At 31.3% G+C, this 23,777-nt stretch carries 28 protein-coding genes; 13 read left to right on the top strand and 15 right to left on the bottom strand.

Annotated features, from left to right (window positions below; all coding sequences use genetic code 11):
* Window position 1: 1 nt before the first annotated feature.
* The 10 genes from EU92_RS05915 to EU92_RS05960 all read right to left on the bottom strand — a co-directional run bounded on the left by EU92_RS05915 (window position 2) and on the right by EU92_RS05960 (window position 6,267).
* Window positions 2-193, bottom strand: a complete 192-nt coding sequence (locus tag EU92_RS05915; RefSeq protein WP_032513291.1) for a hypothetical protein — start codon at window positions 191-193, stop codon at window positions 2-4.
* Complete coding sequence (locus tag EU92_RS05920) at window positions 190-516, bottom strand: 2Fe-2S iron-sulfur cluster-binding protein (RefSeq protein ID WP_032513290.1); 327 nt, start codon at window positions 514-516, stop codon at window positions 190-192. Before EU92_RS05920 ends, EU92_RS05915 begins: the two co-directional genes overlap by 4 nt.
* A gap of 16 nt (window positions 517-532) precedes the next feature.
* Window positions 533-1,483 (bottom strand): F0F1 ATP synthase subunit gamma, encoded by a 951-nt coding sequence (locus EU92_RS05925; protein ID WP_032513288.1) that lies wholly within the window; start codon window positions 1,481-1,483, stop codon window positions 533-535.
* Window positions 1,484-1,502: 19 nt separating this feature from the next.
* A complete protein-coding gene (atpA, locus tag EU92_RS05930; RefSeq protein WP_032513286.1) occupies window positions 1,503-3,020 on the bottom strand; it encodes a F0F1 ATP synthase subunit alpha in 1,518 nt (505 codons plus the stop codon).
* A 30-nt stretch (window positions 3,021-3,050) separates the two neighbouring features.
* Entirely contained in the window at window positions 3,051-3,593 is a 543-nt protein-coding gene (gene atpH / locus EU92_RS05935) for an ATP synthase F1 subunit delta (RefSeq protein WP_032513285.1), read from the bottom strand.
* Window positions 3,593-4,105, bottom strand: a complete 513-nt coding sequence (locus tag EU92_RS05940; RefSeq protein ID WP_032513284.1) for a F0F1 ATP synthase subunit B — start codon at window positions 4,103-4,105, stop codon at window positions 3,593-3,595. The genes atpH and EU92_RS05940 overlap by 1 nt, the downstream gene beginning before the upstream one ends.
* The gene (locus EU92_RS05945; RefSeq protein ID WP_032513283.1) at window positions 4,102-4,563 is read right to left on the bottom strand and encodes a F0F1 ATP synthase subunit B'; all 462 of its coding nucleotides are present in this window, start codon (window positions 4,561-4,563) and stop codon (window positions 4,102-4,104) included. Before EU92_RS05945 ends, EU92_RS05940 begins: the two co-directional genes overlap by 4 nt.
* A gap of 68 nt (window positions 4,564-4,631) precedes the next feature.
* Window positions 4,632-4,877 (bottom strand): ATP synthase F0 subunit C, encoded by a 246-nt coding sequence (gene atpE / locus EU92_RS05950; RefSeq protein WP_032513282.1) that lies wholly within the window; start codon window positions 4,875-4,877, stop codon window positions 4,632-4,634.
* A gap of 165 nt (window positions 4,878-5,042) precedes the next feature.
* Window positions 5,043-5,768: a F0F1 ATP synthase subunit A gene (gene atpB / locus EU92_RS05955; RefSeq protein WP_032513281.1), complete on the bottom strand. Its 726-nt coding sequence runs from the start codon at window positions 5,766-5,768 to the stop codon at window positions 5,043-5,045.
* 22 nt (window positions 5,769-5,790) lie between these two features.
* Window positions 5,791-6,267 (bottom strand): ATP synthase subunit I, encoded by a 477-nt coding sequence (locus EU92_RS05960; protein WP_032513280.1) that lies wholly within the window; start codon window positions 6,265-6,267, stop codon window positions 5,791-5,793.
* Window positions 6,268-6,536: 269 nt separating this feature from the next.
* Between EU92_RS05960 and EU92_RS05965 the strand changes: the two genes are divergently transcribed.
* The 3 genes from EU92_RS05965 (at window position 6,537) to EU92_RS05975 (ending at window position 9,783) form a co-directional block, all read left to right on the top strand.
* Complete coding sequence (locus EU92_RS05965) at window positions 6,537-7,757, top strand: FtsW/RodA/SpoVE family cell cycle protein (RefSeq protein WP_032513279.1); 1,221 nt, start codon at window positions 6,537-6,539, stop codon at window positions 7,755-7,757.
* Window positions 7,758-7,839: 82 nt separating this feature from the next.
* Entirely contained in the window at window positions 7,840-8,496 is a 657-nt protein-coding gene (locus EU92_RS05970) for a cytochrome c biogenesis protein CcdA (protein ID WP_032513278.1), read from the top strand.
* Window positions 8,497-9,783 (top strand): cytochrome c biogenesis protein ResB, encoded by a 1,287-nt coding sequence (locus EU92_RS05975; RefSeq protein ID WP_032513277.1) that lies wholly within the window; start codon window positions 8,497-8,499, stop codon window positions 9,781-9,783.
* Here EU92_RS05975 and queF read toward each other — a convergent pair.
* On the bottom strand, window positions 9,780-10,190 hold the full coding sequence (gene queF, locus EU92_RS05980; RefSeq protein ID WP_032513276.1) for a preQ(1) synthase: 411 nt from the start codon (window positions 10,188-10,190) through the stop codon (window positions 9,780-9,782). The two genes, EU92_RS05975 and queF, sit on opposite strands and share 4 nt — an antisense overlap.
* A 179-nt stretch (window positions 10,191-10,369) precedes the next feature.
* On the opposite strand from queF, the gene EU92_RS05985 reads away from it, so the two are divergent.
* Both EU92_RS05985 and EU92_RS05990 read left to right on the top strand, forming a co-directional pair.
* Window positions 10,370-10,615, top strand: coding sequence for a hypothetical protein (locus EU92_RS05985; protein ID WP_032513309.1), 246 nt, complete (start codon window positions 10,370-10,372; stop codon window positions 10,613-10,615).
* Window positions 10,616-10,639: 24 nt separating this feature from the next.
* A complete protein-coding gene (locus EU92_RS05990; protein WP_011377098.1) occupies window positions 10,640-10,978 on the top strand; it encodes a P-II family nitrogen regulator in 339 nt (112 codons plus the stop codon).
* Between the two features lies 1 nt (window position 10,979).
* On the opposite strand, the gene EU92_RS05995 is transcribed toward EU92_RS05990, so the two are convergent.
* Complete coding sequence (locus tag EU92_RS05995; protein WP_032513275.1) at window positions 10,980-11,792, bottom strand: TlyA family RNA methyltransferase; 813 nt, start codon at window positions 11,790-11,792, stop codon at window positions 10,980-10,982.
* 279 nt (window positions 11,793-12,071) lie between these two features.
* On the opposite strand from EU92_RS05995, the gene purB reads away from it, so the two are divergent.
* Window positions 12,072-13,367: an adenylosuccinate lyase gene (gene purB / locus EU92_RS06000; RefSeq protein ID WP_032513274.1), complete on the top strand. Its 1,296-nt coding sequence runs from the start codon at window positions 12,072-12,074 to the stop codon at window positions 13,365-13,367.
* A gap of 49 nt (window positions 13,368-13,416) precedes the next feature.
* Window positions 13,417-14,802 (top strand): class II fumarate hydratase, encoded by a 1,386-nt coding sequence (locus EU92_RS06005; RefSeq protein ID WP_032513308.1) that lies wholly within the window; start codon window positions 13,417-13,419, stop codon window positions 14,800-14,802.
* 10 nt (window positions 14,803-14,812) lie between these two features.
* Here the strand turns inward: EU92_RS06005 and EU92_RS06010 are convergent, their stop codons facing one another.
* A complete protein-coding gene (locus tag EU92_RS06010) occupies window positions 14,813-17,539 on the bottom strand; it encodes a DEAD/DEAH box helicase (RefSeq protein ID WP_032513273.1) in 2,727 nt (908 codons plus the stop codon).
* A gap of 139 nt (window positions 17,540-17,678) precedes the next feature.
* Between EU92_RS06010 and EU92_RS06015 the strand changes: the two genes are divergently transcribed.
* The 5 genes from EU92_RS06015 to bioA are packed head-to-tail and all read left to right on the top strand — an operon-like array spanning window position 17,679 to window position 22,246.
* Entirely contained in the window at window positions 17,679-18,818 is a 1,140-nt protein-coding gene (locus tag EU92_RS06015; protein ID WP_032513272.1) for an aminotransferase class I/II-fold pyridoxal phosphate-dependent enzyme, read from the top strand.
* Entirely contained in the window at window positions 18,815-19,519 is a 705-nt protein-coding gene (locus tag EU92_RS06020; protein ID WP_032513271.1) for a hypothetical protein, read from the top strand. The genes EU92_RS06015 and EU92_RS06020 overlap by 4 nt, the downstream gene beginning before the upstream one ends.
* Window positions 19,512-20,282, top strand: a complete 771-nt coding sequence (locus tag EU92_RS06025) for a methyltransferase domain-containing protein (protein ID WP_032513270.1) — start codon at window positions 19,512-19,514, stop codon at window positions 20,280-20,282. The genes EU92_RS06020 and EU92_RS06025 overlap by 8 nt, the downstream gene beginning before the upstream one ends.
* Window positions 20,279-20,944, top strand: a complete 666-nt coding sequence (gene bioD, locus EU92_RS06030) for a dethiobiotin synthase (RefSeq protein WP_032513269.1) — start codon at window positions 20,279-20,281, stop codon at window positions 20,942-20,944. Before EU92_RS06025 ends, bioD begins: the two co-directional genes overlap by 4 nt.
* The gene (gene bioA, locus EU92_RS06035; RefSeq protein ID WP_032513268.1) at window positions 20,945-22,246 is read left to right on the top strand and encodes an adenosylmethionine--8-amino-7-oxononanoate transaminase; all 1,302 of its coding nucleotides are present in this window, start codon (window positions 20,945-20,947) and stop codon (window positions 22,244-22,246) included.
* Between the two features lie 8 nt (window positions 22,247-22,254).
* Here the strand turns inward: bioA and EU92_RS06040 are convergent, their stop codons facing one another.
* Together EU92_RS06040 and EU92_RS06045 are read right to left on the bottom strand one after the other, a co-directional pair.
* On the bottom strand, window positions 22,255-22,512 hold the full coding sequence (locus EU92_RS06040) for a DUF3143 domain-containing protein (protein ID WP_032513267.1): 258 nt from the start codon (window positions 22,510-22,512) through the stop codon (window positions 22,255-22,257).
* Between the two features lie 19 nt (window positions 22,513-22,531).
* On the bottom strand, window positions 22,532-22,972 hold the full coding sequence (locus EU92_RS06045) for a J domain-containing protein (protein WP_032513266.1): 441 nt from the start codon (window positions 22,970-22,972) through the stop codon (window positions 22,532-22,534).
* A gap of 89 nt (window positions 22,973-23,061) precedes the next feature.
* On the opposite strand from EU92_RS06045, the gene rsmG reads away from it, so the two are divergent.
* Window positions 23,062-23,775, top strand: a complete 714-nt coding sequence (gene rsmG, locus EU92_RS06050) for a 16S rRNA (guanine(527)-N(7))-methyltransferase RsmG (protein WP_032513265.1) — start codon at window positions 23,062-23,064, stop codon at window positions 23,773-23,775.
* Window positions 23,776-23,777 lie beyond the last annotated feature (2 nt).

Genomic DNA, 23,777 nt, shown 5'->3' with positions numbered 1-23,777 from the left:
TTTAATTAGCTAAGACAACTTTAATTTTAAGTTTTTTTGTTCCAAAAGAGTCAATAGAATTTTGAATATCAACAATTGACCATCGAATTACATCACCTTTTTTTTCTAAATTTGCAATGATAAATTCCCTTAAATTTTTTAATTTTATTGAAACTGGCCAATCTAAATAATAATCAACTGAACTTAATTTCATTTTTGATATTTACCAAATTGATCATTATATAAATCATCTTCGACTTCTTTACCAATAACAATATTCAAATCTGAATTAGGATATGCCACACAAAAAAGTGCAAAGCCCTTTTCCCTCAAATCATCATTTAATCCCATAGCATCTTCTTGATCTACAGATCCTTCCAATATCATGGATGCACAATCTGTACAAACCCCTGAACAACAACTACTTGGTAAATCTATTCCATTCATTGTTGCCGCTGAAATAATATCTTGCTCTTCAGAACATAAAAAACTCAAAGTTTTTTGCTCAAATTGAACTTTTATATTGTATTCAGGCATATCCTAAATCTTATTGCTAAGCTGCTGAACCTCCTACAACTTCTAATATTTCTTGAGTAATAGCTGCTTGTCTGGCTTTGTTATAGGTTAGATTCAAGCTACTTGCTAATTCTTTAGCATTATCACTCGCATTATTCATAGCAGTCATCCTGCAAGCAAGTTCTGAAGCTGCCGACTCTTGAAGAGCTCTTAATACTTGATTCTGTAAATACAATGGTAATAACGAATCTAGTAGTTGATCAGGACTTTGTTCAAAAACAATATCTGACGGTAACTTGTCTGAATCACTTTTTTCAATATTTGATTTTTCAACGAGCAATTTACTATCTTTTGTAGTTAACCTAAAAATTTCATCATTTTCATCTGCGATACCTTGAGGGTCTAGTGGCAACAATGTTTGAACTACAGGAGCACAATTGACTAAAGTAATGAATTTCGTATATATAATTTCTACCCTATCAGAATTTTCCGAAAGAAATTCAGCTAAGACTTCACTAGTTATCCCCTCAGAATCTGTTGCAGTTGGTACCTGTTCCAGCTCTTTAAATGTGCTTTTAATTGTGTATCTATCTTTCCTATTTTGGAAATAACCTATTGCCTTTTTACCAACTAAAATCAAATTTGGTTCATAACCTTGTTTAATCAGCTCTGCATACCTAATTTCCACCTTCTTGATTATATTTGTATTGTATCCTCCACATAATCCTCTATCAGCAGTTATGCATACCAAAGAAATTGTTTTTACATCTCTTTTTGATAGAAGAGGAGAATCTACAGCTTCAAACTGAACTCTAGATTGAATATTTTCTAAAACCCGAGCAAGTTTATCTGCAAAAGGCCTACTCTTAAGAACTTGATCTTGTGCCCTCCTAACTTTTGCAGCTGCGACTAATCTCATAGCTTCTGTTATTTTTCGTGTATTTTTAACAGAAACTATTCGATCTCTAATTTCTTTAAGATTTGCCATTATATTCCCTTAAATAAATTTAAACTGTGGAAAGTATTGAAGATTTAACTTCATTAATCACCTCTTTGAGTGTCGCTTCTAAGCCATCATTCAATTTCTTTTCTTTAAGAATCTCCTCAATAAATTCTGCTTTGTTTAACTTAAGATATTCTCTTAGTTCAGCAGCAAATTTAGTTACATCTTCCACTGGAACTTCATCAATAAGACCCTTAACACCTGCATAAACTACAGCAACTTGTTCTGCAAGATTTAATGGGGAGAATTGTGCTTGTTTTAGTAACTCTCTTAATCTTTTCCCTCTTTCAAGTTGTTGTTGAGTAGCCTCATCAAGATCAGAAGCGAATTGAGAGAATGCTGCTAATTCATCAAATTGAGCTAATTCTAATTTAAGAGTTCCAGCAATTTTCTTAATGGCCTTTGTTTGAGCAGCTCCTCCTACGCGGCTAACAGAAATACCAACATTAATAGCTGGTCTTAATCCTGAGTTAAATAAATCTGCACTCAAGAATATTTGTCCATCTGTAATTGAAATAACATTAGTTGGAATGTAAGCCGAAACATCCCCAGCCTGAGTTTCAATAATTGGTAGAGCTGTCATTGAACCACCGCCCATATCATCAGATAATTTTGCTGCCCTTTCAAGTAATCTGCTATGACAATAAAAAACATCTCCAGGATAAGCTTCTCTTCCTGGTGGTCTTCTCAAAAGGAGAGACATCTGTCTATAAGCCTGAGCTTGTTTTGTTAAATCATCATAAATAACTAGTGTTGCTTTGCCTTGGTACATAAAGTGCTCAGCAATTGCGGCACCAGTATATGGTGCTAAGTATTGTAGAGCTGCGGCTTCAGAGGCTCCTGCACTAACAACAATCGTGTAATCAAGAGCTCCTTTTTCTCTTAAAACCTCAACCACATTTGCTACGGATGCTGACTTCTGACCAATAGCTACGTAAACACAAACTACGTCTTGACCTTTTTGGTTGATTATCGTATCAATAGCAATTGCAGATTTTCCAGTTTGTCTATCACCAATAATTAATTCTCTTTGGCCTCTTCCTACAGGAATCATTGCATCAATAGATGTGATTCCTGTTTGCATTGGTTCGTACACTGATCTTCTCTTAATTATTCCAGGAGCCATTTCTTCGATCAATCTAGTATCACTTGTTGGAATTTCCCCTTTCCCATCTATTGGTTGTCCGAGAGGGTTAACAACTCTCCCCTGCATTGCTTCTCCAACAGGAACAGATGCAATTTTACCTGTAGACTTAACGTTACTTCCCTCTTGGACACCAAGTGCCTCGCCCATTAAAACGGCTCCAACATTATCATCTTCAAGATTTAAAGCTATACCTTCGGTACCATCCTCAAATTCCAATAACTCACCAGCCATGACCTGATCTAAGCCATATATTCTTGCAATGCCATCACCGATTTGCAGAACAGTTCCTACATTGCTAACACTTACAGATTGGTCATAATCAGTTATTTGTTGTTTTAAGATTGAACTGATTTCATCAGGGCGTATAGATACCATGGATTTAAGAATTTAAGGTTGATTTAAAAGTTACTTGGAAAGTGACAAACCAAGTTTTCGAATTTGTGAGGCAAGGGAAGCATCAATTACTTTTGATCCTACACTGGCGACGAAACCACCAATAAGAGATGGGTCAATTTTAGTTACAAGTTCTAATTTTTCAGTTCCTGCTATATTGATGATCTTTTGGGTAATTAAACCTTTCTGTTCATCAGTAAGCTCGACTGCTGAAGTAACAGTTGCCAAAGCAATATTACTATTTTCTCGATAAATCTCTAAAAACCTTTCAAGAATAGAAGTAAGAATTCCAATTCTTTGCCTATCGGCCAATAATTTTAAGAAATTCAGTAAAGAAGAATTTACCTTATTTGAAAAAATTTCAATAATGATTTTCTTCTTAGCATCTATCTCTAAAACAGGAGAGGAAAGTGCCTTCTCCAATTCAGGGGAATCATTTAATAATTCTAAAAGTTGTTTAACCTCAGAAACAATCTCTTCAGTTTGCGAATTTTCATTCACAACTTGAAGTAATGCCTCTGCATATGGTGTAGTAACTGAATTTAAAAGTGGCATTAGTTCACCTCAATATTGTTAATTGATTGAGTGACCAAATTTTCTTGTGTTGTTTTATCAAGCCTATTTGGGAGAGAATCTAAAGCTTTCTTAATTGCTAATTCAACAGCTTCTTTTCTAAGTTGAGAAATTGCTCTGGATGCTTCAGAGCTCTCATCGGAGATTGCACTTTGTTTAATTCGTGCCATCTCTTCTATTGCTTTTTTCTCACTTTCCATTCTGATTGATTCAGATCTTTTGAGTGAATCTGCTTTTATTTGAGAAGCTTTTTCTTCTGCTGAAGATAAGTCTTTCTTTGCCTTCTCTAAAGCTTGAGTAGCTTTAAGCAGTCGATCTTCAGCATCTTTTAATTCAAGAAGGATTCCTTCTCTCCTTTTTTGAAGCATTTTACCTAGAAAACTAGGCAAAAATTTATAAAGGCCAAAAATCACTACGGCCCAATTAAAGATATTAGTTTCGAATAAATTGAGATTTAATCCAAAACCTTCTGTAGCTAAAAGAAGTAAATTCATTTTTCTAGAATCAATCTATTAACAATAAGTTTGCTTAAATCATCAGCCTGTTTAGAAAGTTTATCGCGGGCTGCAGATGTCTGACTTTCAATTTCTAGCCTTGCTTTTTCTTTTGAAGTATTTGCTTCATTATTAGCAAGTTCTAGTGCTTCTTTATAAAGCTTGTCAGATTCATTTTCGGCTTCGCTCACAATTCTTTGGGCTTCAGAACGAGCACTTTGAAGCTGACTTAATAAATCAGCTTCTAATTTTTCAACTTCTGAAAGTTTCTTTTTGGCCTCAATAATATTATTACTGACATATTTCTCTCTTTTTTCAACAACATTGCCTATAGGCTTAAAAAAGATTGAATTCAATATATAAGTAAGAGCAACTACTTGGATTGCCATTAGCGGCAAAGTGGCATTTATATCAAATAATCCACCTTCAGTAGTACCAAAAAAATTAAAGGCCAACATTATGATTCAGTTGAAATTAAAAAATTAAATTATATATTGCTAATAAGAGTTAAAAGCAATATTAACTTTTAGGAAAAAGGATTCGCAAAAAGTAATACTAAAGCCACAACTAATCCATAGATTGTTAATGACTCCATGAAAGCGAATGATAAAAGTAGAGTTCCTCTAATTTTACCTTCAGCTTCAGGCTGACGAGCTATACCCTCAACAGCCCCTTGAGCTGCGCTACCTTGTCCAACGCCAGGGCCAATAGCACCTAGTCCAACTGCTAATCCAGCAGCCACAACAGATGCAGCGGAAGTAATGGAATCCATAATTTTGAAATAAAGAGCTTAATGCTTGTGATAAATCTTTTGTCATAAACGCTTGGACATCCTTTCTTAAAGAATGGGCCTGATTTTTCAGACCTACGCGATTAGTTAGATATTTTGCCAGATTATAGGCCCTTTGTAAAAGAGTCTGAATGTATTAAAAATAAGCTAATGATGTTCCTCAACCGCTTCTCCGATATAATAAGCAGCCAATGTGGCAAATATTAGTGCTTGAATTGCGCTGGTGAACAACCCTAAGAACATTACAGGTATTGGTAAAACCAGAGGAACTAGAAAAACTAATACAGCAACTACAAGTTCATCAGCCAAAATATTTCCAAACAGCCTAAAAGATAAAGATAAAGGTTTAGTAAAATCTTCTAAAATTTTGAAAGGTAGCATTATTGGAGTCGGGTGAACATAATATTCAAAATACCTCCATCCTTTATTGCTTAAACCAGCATAAAAATAGGATAATGAAACTAACAATGCTAATGCAATAGTTGTATTTAGATCGGCTGTTGGAGCTCCCAATTCTCCACTTGGCAACTTGATTAACTTCCAAGGAATTAATGCACCTCCCCAATTACTGATAAAGATAAATAAGAATAAAGTCCCAATAAAAGGCATCCAATCTCTATATACTTTTTCTCCAATTTGCGTTCTTGCAAGATCTCTTATGTAGTCCCAAAGGAACTCAAGTAAGTTTTGTAATCCTTTCGGATCATTTTCCATCTTTTTAGTTCCTAAGGAAATAAAAACTAATAATGCGCCCAACAGAATCCAAGATGTCAAAAATACCTGCCCATGAAGTCTGATATTTCCGATTTGCCAATAAAGATGTTGACCAACTTCTAATGCTGCAAAATTTGTTAGCAAGGAATTAAAGAACATTTGATTTGAATAAAAAATTTACTTAAGAACGTGAAAAATAGAGAATGAGTGAAGGCTTATAAATAAAAAAACCTATCATTGCAGGAAAAACATCCAAAGATCCTAGCTTGCTTGCGAAAATAAATAGGCAAACTGGAACCAATAGTTGCAATTTTGATACACCTGATGATTCTTTACCTAGTTTTCCCACACTTTTAGCAAGCAAACGTAAGTAAAAAATACCCGCAATTGCACCTATAAAAATACTAAAACCAAAAGTAAATCCGAGAAAAATTCCAGTTATTGCTGCTATGAAAATAGAGACAATAAAAGTAATTCCAAAAATTGTTAATTGCAATTTTGTATATTCATCATTTTTAAAAAGCAAATTATCCAATTGACTAGCAAAGTCTGATTTACTCTCTTTGATGATCGAATTATCGAGGGATTGTGGAATTTGAACATTCTCATTAGAAGGATGTTCAATTTTTTTTCTATTTGAGTCCACTGATGTGAACATAGTTTAGAAACCCCCTCTGAATGGTTTGAAGTAAGTATATAAACTCAGGGAATCTATCATGAAGAGGGGCCATTTAGCTAGGGTTTTTTTTATAAAAGGTTAATTCTTAAGATTTGTTATGAATCTATAAACCATTTTTTTTGTTTTAATCTTTATAAATAAATTTTATGAATAGTAATATTTGTAATTAATTTACACTTTCAAAACTTAATAAAAGACTTGGCAAATTATCAATTTAACGGCTCAATGGTACATATAGAGCTAAAAAATTGGAGATAATTCAAGAAAGAAAATATAAAAGAAAACAAGTCGCCAGTATTTATCGTAAAAAGAATCAAAGCAATTTAAAAGAATCTATATTGCCCTTACCCTGGATGATATGGCCTTATGAAGCAAAAATCCTCATAATCCTTATTGGAATTTGGTCAATATTAGGAATATTTATTTTAGGATCATCGAGTTGGTGGTTTGCTAGCAGAGAAATGGGAAATTGGGCTTACTTTTTAAACAAACAAATTATTTGGACATTTCCAGGCATTGGTTTATTTTATTTCGTTCTTAATACAAACATCAGAAATCTTTTGAAATTTTCAAGGATTATTTTTTATGTTTTATTCTTCTTAATTTTCCTAACAAATATTACTGGAATTACGGTAAACGGATCTTCAAGATGGCTAGTAATAGGCAATTTACTGTTACAACCATCTGAATTAATTAAACCTTTTCTAATTCTTGAGTCTTCTAGCCTCTTCGCTCATTGGAATCTGATTAAGAATGATAAAAAATTATTTTCAATAATCTCCTTTGGTTTATTAATTTTATTAATACTTCAACAGCCTAATTTAAGTACTGCATCATTAACAGGAATTCTTATTTGGGTTATGGGTTTATGTGGAGGTGTCAAACTTATTTCTCTTAGCTCATTTGCCTCATTAGGATTCATTACTGGATGTATTAGTATCATCAGAAACGAATATCAAAGACTTAGAGTTACTTCATTTATTAATCCTTGGAAAGATCAGCAGGAGAGTGGATTTCAATTGATTCAGAGTTTATTAGCCATAGGTTCAGGTGGTCTATTCGGACAAGGGTTTGGGCTCTCTATACAAAAATTACAATACTTGCCATTTATGTACACAGATTTCATTTTTGCCATTTTTGCGGAAGAATTTGGTTTATTAGGATGTACTTTATTCTTGGGATTTTTAGCAGTTTTCTCTTATATAACTCTAAGAATTGCTATTAAATGCAGAAATAACTATACGAAATTGGTTGCAATTGGATGTGGCGTACTATTGATAGGCCAATCAATTATGCATATTGCTGTAGCTACAGGTTCAATGCCTACTACAGGCTTACCATTACCTTTTATTAGTTACGGTGGTAATTCATTAATTGCATCTTTTTTTATTGCAGGAATGTTATTGAGATGTTCATTAGAATCAACTGGATTCATAGGTATGATTAGTACACGAAAGGCGCTTAATTAGTTAGAATTTAAAAGATTTAATATAAGCTATCGAATCATTTAATTTAATCATTTCAGAATTATCTCAAAAGGGTAATTTACTCATGCAGAGTGGTCTTAATAATCCTGGCCCATTTACTATATTTTTGGTCTTCAGCGCAGGATTCTTAACCAGTCTTGGACCATGCTCTCTATCACTACTTCCAGTCACAATTGCTTATATAGGAGGAACAGAGAAAAAAAAGTTTAAACTTATTAGTTTTTCAGGAGGGATTGTTTTTTCTCTGGTTACATTAGGAGCTGCTAGTGGATTCCTAGGGAAAATATACGGGCAAATACCTTCTTATTACACCACGGTGGTTGCCTTGATAGCAATAATTATGGGTTTAAATTTACTTGGGATTCTAAAGTTTCAGTTCCCGAATGGACCTGATTTAAAAAAATTTGAAGATAAAATACCACCCTTTCTAGCACCTTTTGCAATAGGAACTACTTTTGGAATAGCCTCTTCACCTTGCATTACTCCAGTTTTAGCAACTCTTTTGGCTTGGGTATCGCAAGCTGAAAACCCGACAATTTCTATAATTTTTTTATTCTTCTTTGGAATAGGCCAAGTCACTCCATTAATCTTTGCAGGAGCTACAGCCGAAAACTTAAAAAAATTTTTAGAGCTTAGAAAATTTAGTCAACTAATTCCTACTTTAAGTGGAATATTTTTAGTTTCCCTAGGATTATTAAATTTATTCTCAAATTGGATTTAAATGATTATTTTTAAGAATCTAATTTTAAAAATATCAAGTTTGAGATTCGCCATATCATTGATAATCTTCATAGCCATTTCAAGTGGTATAGGAACTTTCATACCTCAAGGTAACAATAATAAATTCTATATTGATATCTTCGATGATGCTCCAATTTTTGGATTTTTAAATGGAGAAAAAGTCTTAAGACTTCAATTGGATCATATATATACAAGCTTTTGGTTTTTATTTGCATTAATTCTTCTTTGCATTTCTCTCGCAGCTTGTAGTTTCAGGAGGCAGATTCCTTCCTTAAAAGCTTCATTAAAATGGATTGAATACAAGACCGAAAAAAAAATTAGCAAACTACAATTAATTTCGAGTCACCAAATCAATGAAGAGAAAGACCACATATCAAAAGCTGATTTATTACTTAAAAAAAAAGGATGGAAAACATACAAATTTAAAAGTCATATATCTGCAAGGAGAGGTTTAATTGGAAAAATTGGTCCTTTAATTGTACATATTGGATTAATAGTCTTACTTGTAGGTTCAGCATATGGGAGTTTTACAAGTCACTCAAAAGAACAATATTTATTGCCTGGAGAAAGCTTGAATCTTATTAATGAGGGGACAAACTCAAAAGCCAATCTCAGATTAATAGATTTTTCAATACAAAGAGAAAGTGATGGAATTCCAAAGCAGTTTATTTCAAAGTTAGATTTTTTTTCTAAAGATTTAAACTTAAATGAAATAAAAATTGCCAAAGTCAATCATCCAATAAGATTTAAAGGATTAACTATTTATCAAGCTGATTGGGCTTTATCGAATGTAGTTTTAGAAATAGATAATATCCTTTATCAATTACAATTAAAAGAGATTCCTGAGATAGGCAGTCAAGTTTGGGGGGTTTTAATTGAATTAGGTTCGGAGACTAAAAAAAAGTACCTTTTAACCATAAATAATGAAAATGGTCCACTTAAAATTTCCAATATTGAAAATTTTGCCGAGAATTTTCTCTATTTGAATGAAGATCCCTTGGAAGTTAATTCATCAAAATTATCTCTAAAAAAAATAATACCCAGCAGTGGATTAATTATTAAAAATGATCCTTCGATACCATTTATTTACTTTTCTTTCATCTTAATAATTTTTGGAACAATAGTAAGTCTTATCCCAACTAATCAATTATGGATACTGGTAAATAAAGAATCAAAAATATTATCAATGGGAGGTCTAAGCAATAAAAATCTATCGGGTTTTAAAAAAGAATTTTTTAAGTTATCTGAAGAAATAAAAAATTTTTAATTTTTTTTCTGGCCACTAAAAATATCTAACTGCATAGAAACATTTCCTCTAGGGTTAAATGCAGCATTCAAATGTATCCAGTGCGGTGAGGCTGCATTTACTAAATCATCCATAATTCTGTTAACAACTTCCTCGTGTGATATTTTCATATCTCTAAAATTATTAATATACAGTTTTAAAGACTTCAACTCATAGACTCTCAAATTAGGTTGATAAATAATATTTAGTTTTGCAAAATCTGGATACCCAGAAAAGGGGCACTTGCATGTGAATTCAGGTAACTGAATTGAAATTTCATAGATTCTTTTATTATTTGGATTATCGAAACAAATTATTTTTGATTCTTCAATAATTCTTTCACCATATAGTGGTCTTTGTGTCGAATCATCTAATTTATCTGAACTCATTTTTAGAAGAACTTATTTACTTAAAATATATAAAAAGAAAAAAATTCGCAAAAATCCCAACAAGTTTAAGAATTACAATTTACTAAGTCAAAAGTCATTAAATATTGTTTTTGTATCAACAGTAACATTCATAATGTAATTTTAAAGGTTTATATGTGTTTAGTTCTAAAATAAAATTGATGGACATTTGTTTGATAAATATCGATAACAAGTTCAATAAATCTCTTCAACCAAAGAGTGCTAATGGAATGTTATGGCTGCAAACACACTTCGAGAATGATAAGTGGGAAGCATTATCAAATAGTAAAGTAATTATTTCTGAGGAAAGCTCCAAATTATTAATTGAAGACGCATCGAGTGCAGGCCTAAATATTCAATGTTTTTCTCATATTTCAATGCTGGATGTTTTCCCAAAAAACAATTAATATAAAAATGATCAATATCTAATCATGAAGAAAATTGAGGCAATCATTCGTCCTTTTAAACTTGAGGATGTAAAAATTGCATTAGTAAACTCTGGTATTGTTGGAATGACAGTTAGTGAAGTCAGAGGTTTTGGGAGGCAAAAAGGACAGGTTGAAAGATATAGAGGTTCCGAATTTACGGTAGAGTTCCTTCAGAAACTCAAAGTAGAAGTTGTAGTAGAGGATGAAAAAGTGAATTCAGTCATAGATGCAATTGCTGAAGCTGCAAAAACTGGAGAAATAGGTGATGGGAAAATATTTATTACATCAATCGACTCTGTTGTGAGAATTAGAACTGGCGACAAAGACGAAGAAGCTCTTTAATTCAAAGAGTTTTATTCACTAAATTTTGTATAAATTCACCATTAATCATTGGATTTGATTCTCTTCCGAAGCACATCCAAGCCAGATATTCATGATTTCCAGCAGGACCTACTAAAGGAGAGGCTATCAAATTTTTTATATTCCATTGAAAATTCTTCGCGGAATTTATAACTGACTCTATAGCCTCAATGTGGAATTTAGGATTGCGAACAACTCCACCTTTGCTGACTTTATCTTTACCTACTTCAAATTGGGGTTTTATTAAAAATATTCCCTCGATACAATCTCCTACTAATAAATTACTAATAGATTTAAAAACTAATTTTAATGAAATAAAAGACAAATCAGCAACTACAAAATTTGGTAATTCATCACTTCTAGATAAAAGATCATTAGGCTTTAAATTTCGAATATTAGTTCTTTCAAAAAGTATGACTTTTGGGTTATTTCTAATCTTCCAAGCAGTTTGTCCATAACCAACATCTATCCCATAAACTAATTTTACGCCTTGTTGCAATAAGCAATCAGTAAATCCCCCAGTAGAGATTCCTGCGTCAATACATATTTTATCTTTTACTTTAATTTCAAGTCTTTTAAATGCCTCCAATAATTTTTCACCACCCCTTGATACAAACATAGGTTCGGATTCAATAAAAAATTCAGATCCAATTAATACTTGCTGTCCAGGTTTATCTAATACTTTTCCATTAACATCTTTAACCTTGCCAGCAAGAATTAAGCCTTGGGCTTTTTGACGAGTTTCACATAAACCTTTGTTAAGAAGATAAAGGTCTAATCTACTTTTTTTAATCATCAATTAATAAAAAAAAAACTGAATAATCAACTTCTACAAGATTAAGATACAAATTCTTTAATACCTTCTTATTTTAAATTAGAACTTAAAAATTACCCATTATTAACGAATGCAATAAATGCAAACATTTTAAAATTTTAACTTTATTTAATCGGCATAAAAATGTTACATAAGAAAATAATAATCAGGCAAATATGTTCAATGGCTAGTACATCTTTAAGGTATAGGGCAATAATTCGATTTTGGTTATAAAGTTTAAATTGATGATTAATAAAAATTGTGATCGAGCGTTACACATTACCCGAAATGGGAAAAATCTGGACTGAAAGCGCAAAATTCCAAAGTTGGCTTAAGGTTGAAATAGCTGCATGTGAAGCAAATTTTTCCCTAGGGAAAATTCCTGAGGATGCCATTAAAGAGATACGTTCAAATGCAAAGTTTGATGAATCTAGAATTACAGAAATAGAGAAAGAAGTGAAACATGATGTCATAGCATTTCTTACAAGCGTTAATGAATTTGTAGGAGACTCCGGAAGATACATACATATTGGTATGACCAGTAGTGATGTCCTTGATACTGGTTTATCTCTTCAGTTAAAAGATTCTTGCAAATTGTTATTAGAAGAAATTGAGAACCTAGAAAATGAAATCAGATTATTAGCAAGGAAGCATAAAAATACATTAATGATTGGCAGATCTCATGCAATTCATGGGGAGCCAATTTCCTTCGGTTTTAAACTTGCCGGATGGTTAGCAGAAATAATAAGGAACAAAAAAAGATTGTTAACCCTGAAAGAATCTGTAGCAATTGGACAAATAAGTGGTGCGATGGGAACTTACGCCAATACGAATCCCAAGGTAGAACAAATTACTTGTGATTTACTTGGGTTAAAACCAGATACAGCAAGTACGCAGGTTATATCAAGAGACAGACATGCAGAATATGTGCAAACCATTGCACTAGTTGGTGCTTCTTTAGATAGATTCGCAACTGAAATAAGAAATTTACAAAGAACTGACGTTTTAGAAGTTGAGGAGGGCTTTACAAAAGGGCAAAAAGGAAGTTCTGCCATGCCTCATAAAAGAAATCCTATTCGAAGTGAAAGAGTAAGTGGTTTAGCAAGAATTTTGAGGAGTTACGTCTTAACAGCACTGGAAAATGTTCCACTTTGGCACGAAAGAGATATCAGCCATAGTTCAAATGAACGTATCATGTTACCTGACGTATCAATCTGTTTGCATTTTATGCTCAGGGAAATGAAAGATATAGTTAGCAATTTAGAAGTTTATCCAGAAAATATGCTCAAAAATTTAAATATATATGGTGGTGTAATCTTTAGTCAGAAAGTTTTACTTTTGCTTGTAGATAAGGGCTTATCTAGAGAAAAGGCTTATAGCTTAGTACAAAAAAATGCTCATCAGGCCTGGAATACTCAGAATGGGAATTTCAAACAAAATATAGAGAGAGATAATGAAATAATGGATTTTATTGATCAAAGTGACTTAGAAGAATGTTTTAATCCTTCAATTCATCTCAAGAATTTAAGTGTAATATGGGAGAAGTTAGGTATATAGGATTACTGAAAACCTTATCTAAGTTAAACCAGTGTTTTCAGAGGAATTAATGACAAAAAACTTTAGGATTGAAAAAGATAGTATGGGAACAATAGAGGTTCCTATAGAAGCTTTGTGGGGTGCTCAAACGCAAAGATCGATAATAAATTTTTCTATTGGAGAAGAATTAATTCCAATTGAGTTAATTTATTCACTCACCATCATAAAAAAAGCTGCTTCAATTGCGAATTTCAATTTAGGTTTAATAGATAAGAGAAAAAAAGATTTGATTGTAGAGGCATGTAAAGAAATACTTGATGGACTTCATGATTCACAGTTTCCCTTAAAGGTTTGGCAAACAGGTAGTGGCACGCAAACAAATATGAATGTTAATGAGGTAATTTCAAATATTGCAGCATTAAAAACTAATTCAAAGCTTGGTAGTAATCAACCAATTCATCCGAATGATGATGTAAATAAATCTCAGTCAACTAATGACACTTTTCCTGCTGCTATTCAAATCTCTGTTGTTAATGAAATAATCAAAAATTTAGTTCCAACGATCAGAGAACTTACTAAGATCCTTGATAAAAAAAGTGAAAAATGGAAAGAACTTATAAAGATAGGAAGAACCCATTTTCAAGATGCAGTTCCCCTTACTTTTGGGCAAGAAATATCAGGATGGTCAGAGCAACTTAAAGATGCTGAGAATGCAATTATTATGAGTCTAAATGAATTGTATTTCTTACCTCTGGGAGGAACTGCCGTTGGTACAGGGATTAATTGTCCTAAAGGATTTTGTGAAGAGTCTATAAAATCAATTTCCGATGATACTAATCTAATATTCTATAAATCAAAAAATAATTTTTCTATCATGGCCTCTCATGATCGTCTAGCTCAAGTAATGAGTCAGATAAAAATATTAGCAGGTGCATTATTTAAAATTTCAAATGATATAAAAATTCTATCTTCTGGGCCAAGATCAGGAATATATGAAATAATTATTCCTCAAAATGAACCTGGAAGTTCTATCATGCCAGGTAAAGTTAATCCAACTCAATGCGAAGCCTTATCAATGGTTTGCACTCAGATAATGGGTCTTGAATATGCAGTTTCAATGGCAAATTCTAGCGGCACTTTACAGATGAATGAATATAAGCCTCTTATTGGATTTAATATTCTCACAAGTTTAAAATTACTTAAAAATGTAATAGAAAACTTCAGAATAAAATTAATTGATGGGATGGAACCTAATCAAAAGAAAATGAAGTTAAATTTAGAAAATTCACTAATGTTGGTTACAGCCATAGTGCCAAAAGTTGGTTATGAAAAAGCAGCTGAAATTGCAAACCTTGCCTTCAAAGAATCATTAAATTTAAAAGAGGCAACACTTAAATTAGGTTATTTAAAAGAAGATGAATTTAATGAAGCAATGAATATCAATTCAATGATTTGATTAAAAAATTTTAAGAATTATTGTCAATTCTTTTTGTTGCAGGATTAATATCTTCAGAGACTTTTATAAGATCATTAGATTCAGAAACAGGAAAACGATTAATAGCTTTTAATGCTAGCTTTGCTTTGCTTTTTAATTTATTACTAACACCAATACAGTATTGCACTTGAGAAAGGACATCAATTGATCTTCTAATAATCCTAACTACATCACCTTCATCTAATGAAGTATTAAAAACCAAATCTTTCCATTTTTTTCCTCTTGCCCATTCAGAAATAATTCCAGTCAAATCTGTTTCTAAATAGATAGGAATTTCAATATGAAACTTATTTTGTTGAAAAGAGACTAATTTTCTTAAACCATCTAATTCATTAAAAACATCTATTACCTTTAAAGAAGGCTTGAAATTACACCAAAGATTAGGCCTCCTTACATCAACACATATAGCTTGAATAATTGCAGCTAATTCAGGAGGATCTAAATCGTCTAAATAACCACTAACTAAAACAAGACCAATCCATAATTCATTTTCACTTCTTATTGCACCAACTGTTTGTCCAACTTCTGTCAATTCCAAATCATTTAAACAACCAAAATGATTCAAAATTTTAATCAAATCGGTAAAAGTTCTCCAGTTATGATTTTCTTTATCCGCAAGAAGTTTTTTTCTAATATTTATTTCTTTTTCAACATCAATAATTCTTTTTCTATATTTCTTTAATTTCTTGGAGTCTCCAAATCTATGTGCGGGATGATTATTAACTGTTTCTTCTAAATTATTAATTTGTTGCTGTTGTGCCACAACTTCCTTTGTCAAATCATATTGTGGTGTTTGTAAATCATTTTTTTTAGAAACTTCTAAAATTCGATCCGCATAACACTGCGACAAATCATCTCCCCTAAATACCTCTCCAGAAAAATACATCTTTGGCACTTCAATTCCTAAGACATCAATTGCATCCAAATCATTAAAAATACTTACTATGTATGAGGGTTTTATAAGAATAAATAAATTATCAATTGTCAAACACAATAAACTCTTAATTTTTTGGGACTCATATATTTTCTTACAAATTAATCCTGGAACAATTTTTCTTTTAATTTGAGGAGCTTTGATTGAAATTAAGCTTCCATCTTTAATATATGGGAGTGCATTAGTTATCTCTTCTGATAATTTTTCTGCTGCTTGTTTTTCTAAAATTTTCAAGAGTCTTCTCTCTTCTTTAAGACGATTTTTTAACTTTTCGTATCCATCAAAATCTTTCCATGAAACATTAGATGTAATTTTTTTTAATTCAATTAAATCCTTATCTAAATTTTCAAGAATTATATTCTCACCTGATGATTCACCTAAATATAAAAAACTGCCAAAACTTCTTTGAACTAATTCTTTAGACTTCTCTAAAGTATAACTTTGTAAAAGATTAAGTACCATTCCATAGCTAGGAGTGAATTGACTTTCTAAAGAATTTGGTTTACTAATAGCCAGTGCACTTGCTTCTTTAGCACCTTCGAATCTTGTTTGTAATGTAACAACATATCCCTGGGTATCTTTCCCTCTTCTTCCAGCTCTTCCTGACATTTGCAAAAATTCACTGCTAAATAATAATCTATGGCCATCTTCTGTCCTTTTTGATAAAGAAGAAATAACAGTTGTTCTTGCGGGCATATTTATTCCTGCAGCAAGAGTTTCAGTTGCAAAAACAACTTTTATTAAACCTTGCTGAAATAATTCCTCAACCAATTCTTTCCATGCAGGCAATAATCCAGCATGATGAGATGCAATCCCGCGTTTTAATGCCTCGCATTGAGATTTATCTTTAATTACTTCCTGATTATTTTTAAGATAAACATCTAATTTTTGGGATATCATACTTGCTTCTGAATAACTTACTAAAGTTAAATCTTTTATATTCTCAATAGCATTGTCACATCCTCTTCTACTAAAAATAAAATAAATAACTGGCAGCATATTTCGTTCAGCTAGTTTCGAGATCACAAAGCCTATTGAGGGAGACTTTGGTTGCATTATCCTTCCCACTTTTCCTCTTATTTTCTGCCCTTTAGGAGCTCTCCAAATCTTACAGTTTGGATGAATTCCATTACCCTTATTATTTAAAAGTGGATGGAGGCCTTTAACACTACAAAAAATAAAATCAAGTGGAACTGGTCTCTTATAACTATTAATAAGTACTGTGGGGCCATGAACTTTTTCTATCCAATTTTGTAGTTGATCCGCATTGGCTATTGTTGCTGATAAAGCTATTATTTGAGTTCTAGTAGGGCAATGGATTATAGTTTCTTCCCAAACTGTGCCTCTTTGGGGGTCATTCATATAATGACATTCATCAAGAATCACAGATTCTAAATTTTCTAAGGGATCATCAAATTCATCAAATTCGCCATAAAGCATGTTCCTAAAAATCTCAGTCGTCATGACTAAGATTGGTGCTTCTCTATTTATACTTATATCTCCAGTTAAAAGACCAACTTTATTCTCACCATATTGATTAGCAAAATCTCTAAACTTTTGGTTTGATAGGGCTTTTAAAGGTGTTGTATAAAAAACTCTGCTGTCATGAGATAAGCCTCTATATATAGCAAATTCACCTATCAATGTTTTACCCGAACCTGTTGGTGCCGTTAAAACAACAGAATTTCCGCTATTAATAGCTCGTATTGCTTCTAATTGGAAATCATCTAGCGGAAAGGGGAAATATTCCTCTAAATTAAGCAATAATTGTGATTGAAGAGAGGATGAGTTAACTTCTTAATATATGATCTATATAGATATTAATAAACAAAAAATACCTTGCAAACTTTAATATTAAATCTAAATCTTTTTAATTAAATTCACTATATTTTATTTTGCCAAAATGAAAAAAGTAAAAATTCCAAAAAATAGAATCCGTAAATTAAAAACATTTTCTTTAGGTAAAAAATCATTTGAACTTGTAAGTTCGAATTCGCAAAATAAAAAACTTATAGACCTATGCAGTAATGATTATTTTGGATTAAGTAGGGACAAGGATTTAATAAAAGCTGCTTACGAAATAAGTTTGTTAGAAGGTATTGGTTCAGGAAGCTCTAGATTTATTACAGGTTCAAGACCAATACATAAATTATTAGAAACAGAACTTGCCAAGTGGCTTGATCAAGAGAAAGTATTACTTTTCCCAAGCGGATTTCAAGCAAATATAGCCGCTATACAGACTTTAGCTAACAGAAATAGTATCGTAATAGCAGATAAATTGATTCATAACTCTTTATTGGTTGGAGTCAAAGCTGCTCAAGCAAAACTGGTTCGATTTTCACACAATAATTTAAAAGATTTAGAAGATAAAATTATTAAATCTAATCCCACAAAAAATTCCATTTTAGTTGTTGTTGAATCTCTTTATAGTATGGAGGGATCAATTGCTCCGCTCAGAGAAATAACGGAAATTTGCAAAAAAAATAGTGTTCAATTATTAGTTGACGAAGCTCATGCAATTGGGATCTTGGGCCCTGAAGGCAGGGGTTTAAGTTTTAATTGTCGTTCAGATATAACTATGATTACTGGAACTTTTGGAAAAGCATTTGGAAGCGGTGGAGCTTTCATAGCTTCCAATTCAGAAATTGGAGAATATCTTATCCAAACAAGTGGTGCATTTAGGTATACAACAGCACTTGCGCCATCTTTAGCTGCTGGGGCGCTAGAAGGTTTAAAAAAAATTTTAGAAAATAAAGAATGGGGTAATGATTTGTTATCTTCTGCGAATTTATGGAAAGATGTAATTATTAAAAATTTTAGTTTTCCAGTTCAGGGAGATTCTCACATTTTATCAATTATTGTTGGCCAAGAAGAGAAGGCAATTTATCTACAAAAATATCTCGAAGAAAATGGGTTTTTAGCAATTGCGATAAGACCTCCAACTGTTCCAGCGGGGCAATCAAGAATCAGAATAACAATACGAAGAAACTTAGATTTTAATCTGCTAAAGAATTTCATTGCAGTATTAAAAGATTTTAAATGAAACAAATTATTACTCAACATGGGTGGGGACTAAATAAATATTTCTGGGATGATTATAAAGTGGATTTTTTAAATAATAATTGGCATTGGCAAGATAATGAAAGGGGCTATTTTTCGACAAATAATTATCAAGCAAAATGGATTAAAAGCGAATCTAAAAAAGAAATCAGAATGACTTTATGCCATTCATTTGGCTTTCATTTAATTCAAAAAAACATTTTAAAAGAAGCAACTCATATTGTTCTTATAAATTCTTTTAATAATTTTCTTCCTTTAAGTAATAAGAAAAACTTTATTTTAAGGTCTCTAAAAAGAATGGAAACAAAAATCATAAAAGATGAAACTAAGGATATGTTGAAAGAATTTATACATAGATCATTTATGCCAAATCATATGAATAATAGTTTTAAAAATATCTTTTATAAAAGTCTAGAGAGTTTAAATAAAACTCTTCTTTTAAGTGATTTAAAACAACTTTACATCAATAAAGATTTTCCAGTATTTTTAAGAAAAGATTGCAAAGTTATTTTTATAAAATCAGAAAATGATTTGATTCTTGACAACGAATCAAATAATAACTTTTTAGATTTCTTTAATAGAACACTTGATAGGAAGCCAATTTTAATTAAATTAGCTCAACAAGGTCATTGCTTAAAAAATTTAAATTTATACGAGATCTTACTTAATAAACTTAATGATTGAAATGGATAGTAAAAAGTGGAATGAGAAAATAAAAAATAATTTCAATGATGCTGCATATCGGTATTTAGAGCATTCAAATATTCAGAAATTTTTTGCAAAAAAGATTGTTCAATGTATCAAAGAAATAAATCCCCAAAAAAAAGGTGAATGGATAGATCTAGGATCAGGACCAGGACTATTAGCAGATGAAATAGAAAAAAATTTTTCTTCCCAAAAAGTATCCAGAATTGATTTCAGCAAAAAAATGCTTCTTGAGAATAAATTATCTAGAAAAAAAATTTTATGGGATTTGAATAATGATTTACCTCCTGAAATAAATAACTGTTCTCTATTAACATCTAACTTTTGCATCCATTGGTTAAACAATCCAGAAAAGATAATAAAAAATTGGTTTAGCAAATTAATACCTGGAGGGTTTTTAATCATTTCATATCCAACAAAAGATTGTTTTCATGAATGGAAAGATACTTGCAGAAAAATTGATATTGAATATAGTGGTCTTAATTTCCTTTGCTCTAAAGAATTATTAAAAGATTTCAAATCAACTGAAATACATTATTCTGAAAAGTTTAATTATCTTGAAAATTTTGAAGATGTATATAAGCTTTTTAGAAGCATTAAAAATGTAGGGGCACAATCAACAAACTGTAAACGCAAAACAGTGAAAGAGTTAAAAGAAGTTCAAAAGTTTTGGCCAAAGAATTACAATAATACAGTTAACCTTTCATGGCAAATTGAAATTCAAATCATAAAAAAATTATGAGTAGTCAAGATAGTATTTTCAAATTTATAATTTGTGGAACAGATACTGATATTGGGAAAACTGTAATAAGCTCTTTTTTTGTTAGAGGATTAAATTCCTTTTATTGGAAACCTATTCAAAGTGGTATTGAATCGCAAACTGATAGTCAAACTGTTGAAAAACTTGCACAAGTAAATAAAGAGAAAATGATTAAAGAAGCTTATATCTTTACAAAACCTCTATCTCCTCATTGGGCTGCTGAAATAGATCAAAAAACTATTAACTTTGACATGTTGAGATTACCAAAAGTTAAAGGCTCATTAATTTTAGAAACAGCAGGTGGATTAATGGTTCCAATAACACGCAAATTTTTACAAATAGATCAAATAAAACGATGGAATCTTCCGGTAATACTTGTATGTAAAAGCTCACTTGGGACTCTCAACCATACCCTGCTTAGTATTGAGGCCTTAAAACGAAGAAACATTGATATTTTAGGTTTGATAGTCAATGGCGAAAAACATTTTGATAATCCAAAAACTCTAGTTGATTTTAGTGGTATTCCGTTAATTACTGAATTTCCTTACATGAAAAAAATTGACTCAAATAATATAGATATACTATGGAAAGAACTAGACATCAAAAATAAGTTGATCTCACTTTTAAACTCAAAAATCAGTTAAATGAAATCTTTGGATTCAAAAACTCCAAATCAAGATTGGCACCCAAATATTTGGCCACCTTTTACACAAATCAATAACAGCAAACCGCAAATAGAAGTAACTCATGGTAAAGATGCGCTCCTATTTACTAAAGATCCTAAAAAAGAGCTAATAGACGCAATTAGTAGTTGGTGGGTAACTCTTCATGGCCATAGTAACGAATATATTGCAGATGCCATTTTCGATCAATCAAAAAAACTTGAACAAGTTATATTTGCTGATTTCTTACATCCACAGGCAAAAAAATTGTCAGAAAGACTTAGTGAATTAACAAAACTAGAAAGATTGTTCTTTTCTGATAACGGTTCTACTGCAGTGGAGGTCGCTTTAAAAATTGCCTTTCAATCATGGCAAAATAGAGGAGAGACAAGATCTCAAATAGTAGCTTTTGATGGTGCTTATCATGGCGATACATTTGGAGCAATGGCTTTAGGTGAAAGAAATATTTTTAATGAGAATTTCAATAATCTTATGTTCCCAGTTAAGAGAGTCCCATGGCCCTCAACTTGGATGAATGATGAAGAAGTAAAAAACAAAGAAAATGAGGCAATCCAAAAATTAGAAAGACTTCTTAAAACTCCTACAGTAGCAGTTATCCTTGAGCCACTTATTCAAGGAGCAGGAGGAATGAATATGGTTAGGCCTCAGTTTATTAAAAAAGTTTCAGAAACTATTAAAAATAATAATTCTTTGTTAATTGCCGATGAAGTATTGACTGGTTTTGGAAGATGTGGAAGCCTTTTTGCGTTTCAAAAAGCAAAAATCATTCCTGATTTAATAAGTATTTCAAAAGGCTTAACTGGTGGATTTTTACCGATGGGAATTACTTTATGTAAAGAAAACATTTTTCAATCCTTTATTGATGATTCCCCAAGAAAAACTTTTTGGCATGGACATAGTTTTACTGCTAATCCTTTAGGTTGTGCTGCAGCAAATGCTAGCCTTGATTTATTAGAAAAAGAACCTCACAAATATCTTTCACTTGAAGAGAAACATTTATCTAATTTAATTAAATTTAAAAAATTAGACTATATAAAAAAAATAAGAGTATCGGGGACCATTGCTGCCTTCGATTTGGAAATTGGGAACAAAAAAGGTTATTTTAATAATATTGGGAAAGAAATAAAGAGTCGAGCTATGGAGCAAGGTTTATTTATTAGACCCCTCGGGAACGTTATTTACCTCTTGCCACCTCTCTGTATAACCGATGATCAATTAGAAAAAAGTTATTGGATAATAAGGCAAATCTTAGACAATCTGTAGAGACAAATTTAAGGTCCCTGTAATATTGAGTTTTCCACGTCTTCTCTATTAAGACAATATGAAAATAGTCTTTTAGTTTCTTGTCCTTCACTTTCCCAGATAACACTTAAATCTTCTTGCTCAAAAATAATAGTTGCATTCCAATCTGAAACTAACATATACCATTTAGATGGATTATTAATATCCTTCACAGCACCTAAATCAGTTAGCCATAATTCCAATGATTGAAGTGAATGTTGGTTGATAGGTTTTTTAGAGAGATTCACAGACTTTTTTTTTAAATAATCATTTAATTAACCAGAGAGGTATTGTATCTAATTCTTTACCAGTAAAAGAGGCAATAAAAATTGAACAAATCAAACTAATAGAAATAATGATAATCAAAAGAAATAACGAAAACAATTCTCCATTTGAAAAAGGTCTTCTATTTCCAACTAAATTTTGATTATTAGAATCGATTATTAAATTATTTAAAACGTTAGTATTATTTTTACTTCTATATTGTTCCTTTAGTTTGTCATCATATATTTTCCTCAAATTACTATTATTTAAATTTTCATAAGCTTCTAAAACTTCTTGGAATTTACTTTTAGCATCGTCTATTTCTAAAGAAGTCGTATCAGGATGCAACTCAATGGAAAGTTTACAAAATGCCTTTCTTAATTCATGATTTGAGGCATTTTGATTTACGCCTAAAATTTTGTAGTAGGAAATTTCCCCTTTCAAAATGATCTTTTATTAATATTGTAATTCTAATAAATTTTTACTAAATAGAATGTATTTAATGAAAGGTAAAAAATTATATTAATAAAGAAATGAAAAAACAAAACATTCCGGAAGAGATTTCTGCCTTAATAACTGAAGAAGAAATAAATATATTTCAAGAATTGCAAATTAAAATTGAAGAATTAAATAATAAAACTAATCTAACGAGATTAATTAATGGGGATGAATATTGGGTATCTCAAGTTTTTGATAGCATTTGGCCATTTAAAAATTTCCCGAATATTAATTTTGATAATAAAAAATTTTTAGATATTGGATCTGGCTGTGGCTTCCCTGGCTTAGCTTATGCTATAACTCATCCATCTTCAGAAATATACCTTGTTGATTCTTCCAAAAAGAAAACTAATGCATTAAGAACCCTAATTAAAGAGATCAATTTCCAAAACAATATTCATGTAATTAATGATCGGATTGAAAACTTAGCCCATCAATCGTCAATGAGAAATAGCTTTGATATAGCTACCACTAGAGCGGTGAGTAATCCTTCAACAGTTTCAGAATATATACTGCCAATATTAAAACAAGAAGGTTTAGGAGTCTTATATTGTGGCCAATGGAATTATGAAGAAAGTAAAAATCTGGATAAAACTTTAGAAATATTAGAAGGCAAAGTTAAAGAAAAAAAAATGATCTCTTTACCAAGAAGTAAAGGTACACGAAATATTATACTTATTAAACCAAAAAGATTTTGCCCTGAAATATACCCAAGAAAAGTTGGGAAACCAGAGAAAAATCCACTATGAGG

This window comes from Prochlorococcus marinus str. MIT 9107, assembly GCF_000759855.1.
In the GTDB taxonomy this organism is placed as follows: Bacteria; Cyanobacteriota; Cyanobacteriia; order PCC-6307; family Cyanobiaceae; genus Prochlorococcus_A; species Prochlorococcus_A marinus_N.
Note: the sequence above shows the minus strand (reverse complement) of the source record. Positions and strands in the feature narration are given on the sequence as shown.